Annotated in this window: 14 protein-coding genes; 6 read left to right on the top strand and 8 right to left on the bottom strand. The window is 71.1% G+C overall.

The window, feature by feature from the left end; translation table 11 throughout:
- Positions 1-906, top strand: a 906-nt coding sequence (locus ACFWGZ_RS34175) for a CocE/NonD family hydrolase C-terminal non-catalytic domain-containing protein (protein ID WP_382455719.1), incomplete at its 5' end; no start/stop codon positions are given.
- A 10-nt stretch (positions 907-916) separates the two neighbouring features.
- A complete protein-coding gene (locus tag ACFWGZ_RS34170) occupies positions 917-1,969 on the top strand; it encodes a winged helix DNA-binding domain-containing protein (protein WP_382455718.1) in 1,053 nt (350 codons plus the stop codon).
- On the opposite strand, the gene ACFWGZ_RS34165 is transcribed toward ACFWGZ_RS34170, so the two are convergent.
- Genes ACFWGZ_RS34165 through dapE form a run of 3 tightly spaced genes read right to left on the bottom strand, consistent with a single transcriptional unit; the run spans position 1,940 to position 4,334 of the window.
- On the bottom strand, positions 1,940-2,491 hold the full coding sequence (locus ACFWGZ_RS34165) for a TIGR00730 family Rossman fold protein (RefSeq protein ID WP_382455717.1): 552 nt from the start codon (positions 2,489-2,491) through the stop codon (positions 1,940-1,942). The genes ACFWGZ_RS34170 and ACFWGZ_RS34165 overlap by 30 nt on opposite strands.
- Entirely contained in the window at positions 2,473-3,249 is a 777-nt protein-coding gene (locus ACFWGZ_RS34160; RefSeq protein ID WP_382455716.1) for a TIGR00730 family Rossman fold protein, read from the bottom strand. The genes ACFWGZ_RS34165 and ACFWGZ_RS34160 overlap by 19 nt, the downstream gene beginning before the upstream one ends.
- A gap of 17 nt (positions 3,250-3,266) precedes the next feature.
- Positions 3,267-4,334, bottom strand: coding sequence for a succinyl-diaminopimelate desuccinylase (dapE, locus tag ACFWGZ_RS34155; protein ID WP_382455715.1), 1,068 nt, complete (start codon positions 4,332-4,334; stop codon positions 3,267-3,269).
- A gap of 60 nt (positions 4,335-4,394) precedes the next feature.
- On the opposite strand from dapE, the gene ACFWGZ_RS34150 reads away from it, so the two are divergent.
- Positions 4,395-4,808, top strand: coding sequence for a hypothetical protein (locus ACFWGZ_RS34150; RefSeq protein ID WP_382455714.1), 414 nt, complete (start codon positions 4,395-4,397; stop codon positions 4,806-4,808).
- Here the strand turns inward: ACFWGZ_RS34150 and ACFWGZ_RS34145 are convergent.
- Complete coding sequence (locus tag ACFWGZ_RS34145) at positions 4,805-5,368, bottom strand: MSMEG_1061 family FMN-dependent PPOX-type flavoprotein (protein WP_382455713.1); 564 nt, start codon at positions 5,366-5,368, stop codon at positions 4,805-4,807. The two genes, ACFWGZ_RS34150 and ACFWGZ_RS34145, sit on opposite strands and share 4 nt — an antisense overlap.
- Positions 5,369-5,464: 96 nt before the next feature.
- Here ACFWGZ_RS34145 and dapD point away from each other — a divergent pair, with 96 nt between their 5' ends.
- Both dapD and ACFWGZ_RS34135 read left to right on the top strand, forming a co-directional pair.
- Positions 5,465-6,421, top strand: a complete 957-nt coding sequence (gene dapD / locus ACFWGZ_RS34140; RefSeq protein WP_382455712.1) for a 2,3,4,5-tetrahydropyridine-2,6-dicarboxylate N-succinyltransferase — start codon at positions 5,465-5,467, stop codon at positions 6,419-6,421.
- Between the two features lie 163 nt (positions 6,422-6,584).
- On the top strand, positions 6,585-7,409 hold the full coding sequence (locus tag ACFWGZ_RS34135) for a hypothetical protein (RefSeq protein WP_382455711.1): 825 nt from the start codon (positions 6,585-6,587) through the stop codon (positions 7,407-7,409).
- Here ACFWGZ_RS34135 and dapC read toward each other — a convergent pair.
- Both dapC and fdxA read right to left on the bottom strand, forming a co-directional pair.
- Complete coding sequence (gene dapC / locus ACFWGZ_RS34130) at positions 7,399-8,490, bottom strand: succinyldiaminopimelate transaminase (protein WP_382455720.1); 1,092 nt, start codon at positions 8,488-8,490, stop codon at positions 7,399-7,401. The genes ACFWGZ_RS34135 and dapC overlap by 11 nt on opposite strands.
- Before the next feature lie 2 nt (positions 8,491-8,492).
- Positions 8,493-8,822: a ferredoxin gene (fdxA, locus tag ACFWGZ_RS34125; RefSeq protein ID WP_218130387.1), complete on the bottom strand. Its 330-nt coding sequence runs from the start codon at positions 8,820-8,822 to the stop codon at positions 8,493-8,495.
- Positions 8,823-9,055: 233 nt separating this feature from the next.
- On the opposite strand from fdxA, the gene ACFWGZ_RS34120 reads away from it, so the two are divergent.
- Entirely contained in the window at positions 9,056-9,697 is a 642-nt protein-coding gene (locus ACFWGZ_RS34120) for a GNAT family N-acetyltransferase (RefSeq protein WP_382455710.1), read from the top strand.
- Here the strand turns inward: ACFWGZ_RS34120 and ACFWGZ_RS34115 are convergent.
- Together ACFWGZ_RS34115 and mshB are read right to left on the bottom strand one after the other, a co-directional pair.
- Positions 9,673-10,104, bottom strand: a complete 432-nt coding sequence (locus tag ACFWGZ_RS34115; RefSeq protein WP_382455709.1) for a hypothetical protein — start codon at positions 10,102-10,104, stop codon at positions 9,673-9,675. The genes ACFWGZ_RS34120 and ACFWGZ_RS34115 overlap by 25 nt on opposite strands.
- Positions 10,094-10,930 (bottom strand): N-acetyl-1-D-myo-inositol-2-amino-2-deoxy-alpha-D-glucopyranoside deacetylase, encoded by an 837-nt coding sequence (gene mshB, locus ACFWGZ_RS34110; protein ID WP_382455708.1) that lies wholly within the window; start codon positions 10,928-10,930, stop codon positions 10,094-10,096. The genes ACFWGZ_RS34115 and mshB overlap by 11 nt, the downstream gene beginning before the upstream one ends.
- Positions 10,931-11,158: the final 228 nt, after the last annotated feature.

The following is an 11,158-nucleotide window of genomic DNA, read 5'->3' as shown; positions in this document are numbered from 1 at the left end:
GTCCTGGACGAGGCGGAGGCCGCTTACCGCGGCGGCCGGTTCTCCGAGGTAGTACCGATCTCCGCCGAGCGCTCGGCGGCGTCGCAGATAGCGCGGATCAACGCCAACGGCACCGCGGTGATGATCGGCAACGCCTGGAACGACGGCATCTTCGCGCCGGGCCAGGTCGCGGACTTCTACGCGGAGCTCACCGGTCCCAAGCGGCTCATGCTCTCGCCGGGTGACCACGCCACCGCCGAGCTGTTCGGCGCGGCGGGGCTGCCCAACGAGATCTGGGAGTCGGTCGGCCGCTGGTTCGACCACCACCTCAAGGGCGTGGCCAACGGCATCGACACCGAGCAGCCAGTGCAGCTCAAGCCCAACAACGGCGGCACGTGGCAGAAGTTCGGCGCGTGGCCCGACGGCAACGCCGACACCGTCCAGCTCGACGGCAGGCGCATCGCCGCCGGGTGGAACACCGTCGCCGACAGCGGCACGATCCTGCTCTCCGGTGCACTGCAAGGGTTCCTGAACATCCCGACCGGGGTCTCGCTGCCGTTGGTCGACCGCGGCGTCGCCGGCGTGTGGAGCGGGCCGTCGTACCCGAACGGCGCCACGCTCGCCGGGACGCCGAGGCTCCGGTTGCAGGTCACGCCCAGCGCGGAGACGACCACGCTGTTCGCGTACCTGTACGAGGTCGGCCCGTTGGGCCTCGGTGCGCTGGTGACGCACGAGCCGGTGAAGGTGACCGGCGCGGGCCGCACGCAGACGCTCGACGTCGAGCTGGAACCGACGCTGTGGAACGTCGGCGCGGGCCACCGGCTCGCCCTGGTGATCGACACGGTGGATCCCCGTTACCTCACGGAATCGACGCGTGGCTCAACCGTCACCTTCGGACCGTCGAGCCTCACCGTGCCGAAGGCGTAAGAATGTCCGGGTGGACCTCACCCGGCAGCAGGTGCTCCTCCACCGGATCCACCAGCACGAGCTGGACCGGCGGACCGGCGACGCGGCCGAGCTCGCGGTGTTCTCCCTGGGCGTCCAGGACAACACCTCCGGCTCGGCCGTGCTGAGTCTCGCCGCCCGCCTGGCAGAGCCGCAGGTGGACGACTTCGTCCTCACCTGGTCCGTGCGGGGTGCCCCGCACCTGCACCGGGCCGGGGAGCTGAAGGCGTTCTCCCGCGCGCTGTGGCCGTGGAGCGACGCCGACGCACGAGCGCGCGCTTCCCGCCCCAAGGTCGACGGCATGCTGGAGGCGTTGCGGCACATCGCGACGGCCATGCGGTCGATCGTCACGAAGCCGATGACCAAGGGCGAGGTGAGCGCGGCGCTGACCCCGTTGGCGCCCAAGCAGACCGTCGAGCCCTGCCGGGGCTGCGGCACCGAGCACGTCAGCGACCCGATCTTCCGCCTCGGCGCCCTCCCGGCAGGTCTGCGGATCCTGCCCGAGGAGAAGACGGTCACGTTCGAACGCGTCCACGGCTGGCCGGGCGTGCCGCGCAAGACGGCGGGCTTCGACGAGCTGGTGCACCGGTACCTCACGCTGCACGGCCCGGCCGGACCGTCCGAAGTGGCCGGTTACTTCGGCACGACGCTGCGCGAGGTGAAGAAGCGCTGGCCGGCCGACGGGCTGGTCGAGGTCACCGTCGAGGGGCAGCGGGCGTGGCTGCCGGAGGACGTGGAGATCGCCGACGCCGCACCGCCGCGGGTCCGCCTGCTGCCGCCGACCGACCCGTACCTGCAGGCGCGCGACCGCGACCTGCTGCTGCCGGACAAGGCCGCGCAGAAGGACATCTTCCGCGTCCTGGGCCGGCGCGGAGCCGTCCTCGTCGACGGCGAGATCGCGGGCTCCTGGCAGGGCAGGGTGGTGTCCGGCAAGCGGTTCGAGGTGACGGCGACGCCGTACCGCCCGCTGCCGGACCTCCTGCCGGAGACCGAGGTCCTGGCCCAGGCCAAGGGCCTAGCCGGCGCAAGCGTCCAGAGCGACTGACACGTCGTCGGTGACGACGAGCGAGCTCAGCGCGGCGTGCGAGACGAAACCCTTGTCCCGCAGCCCGGTCAGCCACTCGACGAGCCCCTGGTAGTGGTTGTCGACGTCGAGCAGCACGACCGGCTTGGCGTGCATGCCGAGCACGCCGGCCGTCCACACCTCGAAGAACTCCTCGGCCGTCCCGATGCCGCCGGGCAGCGTGAGGAACGCGTCGGCCTTGTCGTCCATCATCTTCTTGCGCTCGCGCATGGTGTCGACGACGTGCAGCTCGGTCGAGTCGCGGTCGGCGATCTCCCGCGTGGCGAGGCCCTTCGGGATGACGCCGTAGGTGTGCGCGCCACCCGCACGGGCCTCGCGGGCGACCGCGCCCATCATCGACGTCTGCCCGCCGCCCCACACGAGGTGCCAGCCGCGCGCGGCGATCTGGCGCCCCACCTCGGCGGCGAGGTCCACGTAGCTCTGCGGGACCGTCGCGAGACTTCCGCAGTACACGGCGACATGCATCAGTGCGCGTCCGCCCATGCCTTGTGCGCGTCCTTGACCACACGCACCGCGTCGTCGATGTCGTCGGTGAGGTGCAGCAGCGCGAGGTCCTTCTCGCCGACCTTGCCGCCTGCCAGCACCGAGTTCTGGATCCAGTCGTAGAGGCCCTGCCAGTACTCGGTCCCGAAGAGCACGACCGGGAACTTCGTGACCTTCTTCGTCTGCACCAGCGTCAGCGCCTCGAACAGCTCGTCGAGGGTGCCGAACCCGCCCGGCAGGCAGATGAACGCCTGCGAGTACTTGATGAACATGGTCTTGCGCACGAAGAAGTAGCGGAAGTTCACGCCGAGGTCGACCCACGGGTTGAGGCCCTGCTCGAACGGCAGCTCGATGCCGAGCCCGATCGAGAAGCCACCGGCCTCCGAACAGCCGCGGTTGACCGCCTCCATCGCGCCGGGACCGCCACCGGTGATCGCCGCGAACCCGGCCTCGGCGAGCGCCGCGCCCAGGTCGCGCCCGATCTGGTACTCCGGGTGGTCGCGGCCGGTGCGCGCCGACCCGAAGACCGTGACCGCGCTCGGCACCTCGGCGAGCGCGCCGAAGCCCTCGACGAACTCGGCCTGGATCCGCAGCACGCGCCACGGGTCGGTGTGCACCCAGTCCGTCGGGCCGCGCGAGTCCAGCAGGCGCTGGTCGGTCGTCGTCAGCTCGTCCTTGCGGTCGCGGCGCAGGACCACGGGTCCGCGCTGCTTCTCCTTGGGGCGCTCGTCCACGGCGCCGTTCTTCTCTTCCGTCATCACTGAGATCTTAGTGATCAGTCCAGCAGAAATCGCTGAAGCACGGCGAAACATCCGGTGATCTGCCGGACCGGGACGTGCTCCTCCTGTGTGTGCGCCAGCGTGGGGTCGCCCGGCCCGAAGTTGACCGCCGGCATGCCCAGCGCGGCGAAGCGGGCCACGTCGGTCCACCCGAGCTTGGCGACCGGCGTGCCGCCCGCGGCCTCGACGAGCTCCTGCGCGGCGGGGGCGTGCAGTCCCGGCAGCGCACCGCCCGCGAAGTCCGTGACCTCGACGTCGAAGCCCTCGAAGACCTCGCGCAGGTGCTGCTCGGCCTGCTCCACCGACCGGTCCGGCGCGAAGCGGTGGTTGACCGTGAGCACGGCCTCGTCCGGCACGACGTTGCCCGCGACACCACCGGTGATCTTCACGGCCTGCAGGCCCTCGTGGAAGTGGCAGCCGTCGATCTCGGGCTGCCGCGGGACGTAGGCCTCGAGCCGGCGCAGCGCCTCGCCCATGCCGTGGATGGCGTTGCTGCCCATCCACGCCCTGGCGGTGTGCGCGCGTTTGCCGCTCGTCCTGATCTCGATGCGCATCGTGCCCTGGCAGCCGGCCTCGACCGTGCCGTTCGAGGGCTCGCAGACGATCGCGAGGTCGCCGCGCAGCCACTCCCCGAGCTCGCGCTGGATGCGGGTGAGCCCGTTGCGCTCGGCCTCGATCTCCTCGCAGTCGTAGAAGACGAACGTGAGGTCGTGGCGCGCGTTCCCGCTGCGGGCCGCGATCGCGAGCATGACCGCGTCGCCGCCCTTCATGTCGACGGTCCCGCACCCGTGCAGCACGTCGCCCTCGCGGCGGCCGGGGAAGTTCTGGTTGATCGGCACGGTGTCCAGGTGCCCGGCGAGCACCACCCGCCGGTCCCTGCCGAGGTTCGTCCGCGCCAGCACCGAGTTGCCCGAACGGGTGATCTCCAGGTGGGGCGCGTGGAGCCGCAGCGAGCGCTCGACGAGGTCCGCGATCTCCGCCTCCTCCCCGGACACGCTGCGCACATCCACGAGCGCGGCGGTCAGGTCGATCGGGTCGGCGAGGAGGTCAAGGGTGTCGGACACGGGCCTCACCCTACCCAGCCCGCTTGGGCACTGGGCCGTTCGGCGGATAGGGTGCGCTGCGTGATCAAGCGCACACTCCTGGTCATCTCCCTGCTGCTCCCGGTGACCGGCTGCGGCGAGGCACCTGCCGCGTGCGACCGGCACTGCGGGGAGATCCGGACGTTGTTCACCGCGCCCTGCGGCGCCCAGCACAGCGGCACCCCCGCCGAGTGCGCGCACTGGGTCGACGAGGTCGGCGCCATGTCCCACCGGCTCGACGAGTCGTTGCGCGGCAAGAACGTCCAGCCCGACGTCAGCGAGGTCCTGCCCCGCCTGCTGACCGCGGTGGACGACTTCGAGGAGCACCGCTGCGGCGAGGTGCGCGTGGGCAACCTCGCGAGCACCAGCACCTGGCAGTCGAAGTGCAACGAGACCCTGATCGCCACGCGCGGCGACCTGGGTTCGCTCTACTTCAGCGCGGACGTGCCGGACTAGTCCGCCGTCCTCCAGTGCCGCTTCTGGCTCTCCACCAGCTCGCCGAACGACGGCACGAGCTCCGGCCAGCCCGCCGGCTCCCACAGCGACGACCGGCGCAGCGCCTGCCCGCAGTGCAGGAACAGCTCCTCGACCTCCAGCACCACGCCCAGCAGCGGCGTGGGCTCACCGCAGTCGAGCAGGAACGGCGCGTCCCGCACGAGGGTCGCCCTCCCGTTCACGCGCAGGACCTCCGTGCGCCCGGCGACCAGGAAGAGCAAGCCCGCGCGGGGGTGCTCCAGGACGTTGCGGAAGCTGTCCGCCCGCCGGTTGCCCGGCCGGTCGGGGAACGCGATGGTGCGGTCGTCGAGCACCCGCACGCCGCCCGCGGGGTCGCCGCGCGGTGAGACGTCGACGCTGCCGTCCGCGGCCGTGGTCGCGAACAGGAAGAACGTCGAGGCCTCCAGGAACTGCCGCGAGCCCTCGTCGACGACCGTGATCGCCTTGTCCCTCAGGTGCGGGTGCGGTTCCGGGATGAGCTCGCGCAGCTCGGCGAGGCTCTCGATCGGGGTTCCTCTCACGCCGTCACCTTAAGACAGCCTCACCTAACCCAAGGGTGAAACCGGAGGCAGGTCACATCGGTGTCCCGGCCCGTCGTCGGACTAAGCTGGGCGCCCGTGAGCACCGCATACGGCATCGGCTTGGCCACTGTGACCCCGGACGGCACCGTCCTCGACACCTGGTACCCGTCCCCCCTCCTGGAGGACGCGGGCGAGCCCGGGACGACCCGCCTGTCGTCGGCGGAGATCTGGGAGGCGCTGGGCGAGCCCGCGGCGAAGCTCCTCGGCGAGGACCCGGAGCGCGACGTGGAGGTCGTCGGCGTCCGGGTCGCCATCGACCTCGCGACCGCCCCGCGCGACACCTACGACGTCTGGCTGCGGCTGCACCTGCTCAGCCACCGCCTGGTCAAGCCGCACGGCGCGAACCTCGACGGCATCTTCGGCCTGCTCACCAACGTCGTGTGGACGAACCACGGCCCGTGCGCGGTGGACGGCTTCGAGCAGACCCGCATCCGGCTGCGCGTGCGCGGCCCGGTGACCGTGCACAGCGTCGACAAGTTCCCGCGCATGGTCGACTACGTGCTGCCGTCCGGCGTGCGCATCGGTGACGCCGACCGCGTCCGCCTCGGCGCCCACCTGGCCGCGGGCACCACGGTCATGCACGAGGGCTTCGTCAACTTCAACGCCGGCACGCTCGGCAACTCGATGGTCGAGGGCCGCATCTCCGGCGGCGTCGTGGTCGGCGACGGCTCGGACGTCGGTGGCGGCGCGTCGATCATGGGCACGCTCTCCGGCGGCGGCAAGCAGGTCATCAGCATCGGCGAGCGCTGCCTGCTCGGCGCCAACGCGGGCCTGGGCATCTCGCTCGGCGACGACTGCGTGGTCGAGGCGGGCCTCTACCTCACCGCGGGCACCAAGGTGACCGGCCCCGGCGGCGAGGTCGTCAAGGCGGTCGAGCTGAGCGGGCAGTCGAACCTGCTCTTCATCAGGGACTCCGTCACCGGCGCCGTGCTGGTGAAGCCCCGCAAGGGCACCGGTGTGGAGCTGAACGCCGCTCTCCACGCGAACGACTGAGGGGGATACTCGGTGACGGGGCCCGGTCTGCACAGGCAGGCTGGGCCCGTACCGTCCGCAGAGCCGGCTCAGGGAGGTGCACGTGCTGAAACAGCGTCTCGAGCTGAACGCTCGCGCGGCCATCGAACGTGCACTCCAGGGAGCCCAGTCGGAGGACTCCTTCGTGGAGTTCAAGACCCAGTGGCCGGTCGATCACGGCAAGGCCGCCCGGCAGATCGCCGCCCTGTGCAACGCCGCCCGCGGCTCCGAGGCCATGTGGATCGTCGGGGTCGACGAGAAGGGCCGCTATGTCAAGGGAGCGCCCGCCGAGGAGCTGTCGAGCTGGTGGCCCAGGGTGGAGAGCCACTTCGACGGCGTCGCACCGGGACTGACCACCGTCGCGTTCGACTGGGCCAGGAACCGCACGGTCGTCGTCCTGAGCCTGCAGACCGACAACGCGCCGTACGTGTTCGTCACGAAGAAGGAGCCCTACAGCAGGGAGATCCCGTGGCGTTCCGGTGAGCGGACGCGCTCGGCCCGCCGCGGCGAGGTGCTGGAACTGCTGGTGCCCAAGCTCGACATGCCCGGCTGGGAGTTCGTCAACGCCCGCGCCACGCTCAGCCAGCACTCGCCGACGCTGCGGTTCGAGGGCGACCTCTACCTGGAGACGAACCAGCCGCTGTCGCTGCCGCACCACCGCTGCCACTCGTACGCGATCTACGGCCTCGACAGCGAGACGGTCGACCTGCAGTTCAGCTTCCGCACCACCACGCGGGACGTGCGGGCGGTCGAACGCGTCGTGCGGGTCGCGGAACCGGCCGTGCTCCACGTCAGCGCGGACGCGGACGTGGAGCTGGACGCGTTCTCCGACCTCTGGGACCTGCACTGGCACCTCGTGCTCGGCCTCGGCCTGAGCGGCGAGGAGATCAGCACGTCCGTGCGGCTCACGACGGACGAGGTGCCGCCCAACCAGTTCACCCGCCGGGTCTGGTCGGCTCTCAAGCCGTGAGGCGCTCGGCGGCCGCCGCGACCCGTTCGTCGGTCGCCGTGAGCGCGATCCGCACGTGCTTCTCGCCCTCCGGCCCGTAGAACGTGCCGGGTGCGGCGAGGATCCCGCGGTCGGCCAGCCAGGAGATCGTCTCCCAGGCGTCCTCCCCGCGCGACGACCACAGGTAGAGCCCCGCCTCGGAGTGCGACACGGTGAACCCGGCCGCCTCCAGCGCGGGCTTGAGCACCGCGCGGCGGGCGAGGTAGCGCGACCGCTGCTCGGCGACGTGCTCGTCGTCCTCCAGCGCCGCCCGCATGGCCTCCTGCACCGGCCGCGGCACGATCATGCCGGCGTGCTTGCGCAGTTCCAGCAGACCCGCGACCAGTTCGGGATCACCCGTGACGAACCCGGCCCGGTACCCGGCGAGCGAGGACGACTTCGACAGCGAGTGCACGGCGAGCACGCCGTCGAAGGAGTCCACGACGGACGGGTGCAGCACCGACACCGGTGAGGCGTCCCACGGCAGCGCCAGGTAGCACTCGTCGGACGCCACGACGGCGCCTGCCGCGCGGGCCGCGGCGACGGCGTCGCGCAGCTGCGCTGCCGAGAGCACGCGCCCGGTCGGGTTCGACGGCGAGTTGAGCCACACCAGCTTGGTGCCGGCGGGCGGGGACTCGCCGTCGGCGAGGCGCACGACGGTCGCACCGGCCAGCAGCGCGCCCACCTCGTAGGTCGGGTACGCCACCGACGGCACGGCCACGACGTCACCGGGGCCGACGCCGAGCAGGGTCGGCAGCCACGCCACGAGCTCCTTGGAGCCGATGGTGGGCAGCACGGCCTGCGGCGACAGCCCGGTGATCCCGTACCGGCGCTCCACCGCGGCGACGAAGGCCGCACGCAGCTCGGGGGTGCCGTGGGTGGTCGGGTAACCGGGGACGTCCGCCACGGAGGCCAGCGCGGACCGGATCACCGCGGGGACCGGGTCGACGGGCGTGCCGACGGACAGGTCGACCACGCCACCGGGGTGCGTGCGCGCCTTGGCGGCGTGGTCTGCCAGCGAGTCCCACGGGAAGTCCGGCAGGGCCGGACCTCGGCGTTCGATGATCAATGCCCCTCGGCAGCCTGCGGTGCGAGCGCCTTCACGAACTCCGGGTCGGCGCTGACCTTGCCGACCTTCGACGCGCCACCGGGCGAGCCGAGCTCGTTGAAGAAGTCGACGTTCGCCTTGGTGTAGTCCTTCCACTCGTCGGGGACGTCGTCCTCGTAGTAGATGGCTTCCACCGGGCACACCGGTTCGCACGCGCCACAGTCCACGCACTCGTCGGGGTGGATGTAGAGCATCCGGTCGCCTTCGTAGATGCAGTCGACGGGGCACTCTTCGATGCACGCCTTGTCGAGCAGATCCACGCACGGCTGGGCGATCACATAAGTCACTGCGCTCTCCAACTTCATCTGGTCACACCGCGCAAGCCGGAGAGTACGCGGCACGTTCGAGTATCACCCGGTCAGGCTTGCCTTAGCTGCACGGTGTGCCACGTCACAACACCTGCCCGGAAATCCCCGACCGACTCGGACAGGATGGACGCGTGCACACCGTCGATCAACTGGAAACGCTCTGCGCGAGAGCATGGCCCGCTCTGGCAGAAGTTCCGCTCGGAGACTGGTTGATGCGCGCTGCAGACGGTTTCACCGGCCGCGCGAACAGCACGCTGACCTGTGGCGATCCGGGCATGTCCGTTCCTCGGGCGTTGATCACCGTGCAGGGGTTCGCGCGCGAGCACGGCATCAAACCCACCGCCCACGTGGTCAGGGGCTCGGCTCACGAGCAGGCGATCGGGGCGGCGGGCTGGCGGGTCGACCTCGACCACCCCGGCGGGGCGGAGTCGCAGGTCATGACCGGCCCGCTGGAGAAGTTCGCGGACGGCGTGGCCGAAAGTCGTGATCTTCCCGGATGGTGGGACATGACGGCCGGATCCGAGGTGACCGCCGCCCAGCGGCACGTGCTCGGCAGCGGCGGGAACGTCTGCTTCGCGAGCCTGACCGAGAACGGGACCGTGACCGCGGCCGTGCGGGGTGCCGTCGTCGAGGACGTCCTGCACGTCGCCCGGCTCGCCGTGCGGCCGTCGCACCGCCGCGGGGGCCTCGCCCGGCGCCTCATGGGGCAGCTGGCGGGGTGGGGGCTGGAGAAGGGTGCCACGACGTGCGTGCTGCAGGTCGCCGAGCACAACGCGGCGGCGATCCGGTTGTACGAGGAGCTCGGCTGCACCGAGCACCACCGCTACCGCTACTGGGTGCCGGCGGTCTCGTAGAGGCCGGGGCGGTTGGCCGCGTTGCGGGCCATCACCGCGCCCACGGCGACCGCGCCGGTCAGCATGCCGCCCGCGAACATCAGCAGTCCGCGCCAGTCCTGCAGCAGCACGACGGTCTCCCGCGTGCTGCCGGGCTCGAGGTAGCCGAACACCATCAGCGTGCCGAACCACACGATCAGCGGCGACGCGGCGGTGAGCACGCGTTCGGACAGCGAGGCCGCCCACGACACCAGCAGCGGCGTGGTGAGGGCGGCCACCGCGATCATGATCGGGAAGGGGAAGTCCCCGAGCTCCGGCAGCAGCGTGCCGTCGAAGCGCAGGGGCAGGAACATCGTTTCGAGCACGGCGAGCACCGCTGCCTCGACGCACAGGAGCAGCAGGAGGAGTACTCGCGCGCTACCGGTCACCCAGTCCTCCGAACAGATCTGTCCCGGCTCCGGCGCCGGAGCCCTTCGCGATCACGTAGTACTCGGCGCCGACCAGGGGCTGGGCGATGTCGTTCGACAACGCGTACCCGCCGTCCCACACACTGACCTGCGTCGAGTGTGCACGCAAAGCGCGGCGCTTCGCGGTCAGGTGCTCGGAGACGTCGACAACCGTTGTGATCTCTTCATCCGGCGTGACCGGCAGCTCGCCCGGCTCGGGCAGCCGGAACGACTCGGGCACGTTCGCCAGGTTCGCGACGCCCTCGTTCGTGGCGTCGCGGGACGTGACGGCGTAGAAGACCCGCTCGACGTCGGAGATCTGGGCGCAGGCGGCCATGGTGATCTCGTGCGCGCGGATGTGGTCGGGGTGGCCGTAGCCGCCGAACGCGTCGTAGCTCACGACGACCTGCGGCTTGACCTCGCGCAGGATCTCCAGCAGCTGGGCCGTCTGCTCCTCGACGGCGCCCTGGACGAACGCGCGCGGCTTCGCGTTGGACGGCACGTCGACCATGCCGGAGTCGCGCCACCGGCCGATGCCGCCGAGGAACCGGTGGTCCGTCACGCCGAGCGCGGCGCAGGCCGACCGCAGCTCGCCGACGCGGTAGCCGCCGAGCTGGTCGGCCGCGTCCGCCGCGAGGTGGGCCAGGGCGGGCGGGATGATCTCGCCCTCCTCGCCCAGCGTGCAGGTGACGACGGTGACGTGCGCGCCGGCGGCGGCGTAGCGCGCGATGGTGCCGCCGGTCCAGAGACTCTCGTCGTCCGGGTGGGCGTGCACGAAGAGCAACCGCGGTGGTGCAGTCAGGGTCACCGGAAAAGGGTAAAGCTGTGTTCAATTGCCCTGCTCCGCAGGGCGGCGAGATCGCCCTTTGTCGGTCATCCGGTCGAATCGCTCGTGCCGAATTGGGCTTCGCCGAATTCGGCACGAGCGGTTGACCGGACGACCGACGCGATCTCGCGATCCCCCGCCCGGCCCTGGGAACCAGCGGGTCCGTCCAGGTACCGCCAGGTGCAATCATTTGCCCAGTCCCGAAATGTC

Source organism: Lentzea sp. NPDC060358 (genome assembly GCF_042725365.1).
Taxonomy (GTDB): Bacteria; Actinomycetota; Actinomycetes; order Mycobacteriales; family Pseudonocardiaceae; genus Lentzea.
The sequence above is the reverse complement of the archived record's forward strand: the minus strand, read 5'-3'. Positions and strand labels throughout refer to the sequence as shown.

What these genes read in the sequence shown, in the direction of transcription:
- ACFWGZ_RS34120 (WP_382455710.1), top strand. Translation starts at nt 9,056, where the DNA reads ATGCGCGCTGCAGACGGTTTCACCGGCCGCGCGAACAGCACGCTGACC.
- ACFWGZ_RS34165 (WP_382455717.1), bottom strand. Translation starts at nt 2,491, where the DNA reads ATGGGCGGACGCGCACTGATGCATGTCGCCGTGTACTGCGGAAGTCTC.
- ACFWGZ_RS34160 (WP_382455716.1), bottom strand. Translation starts at nt 3,249, where the DNA reads ATGACGGAAGAGAAGAACGGCGCCGTGGACGAGCGCCCCAAGGAGAAG.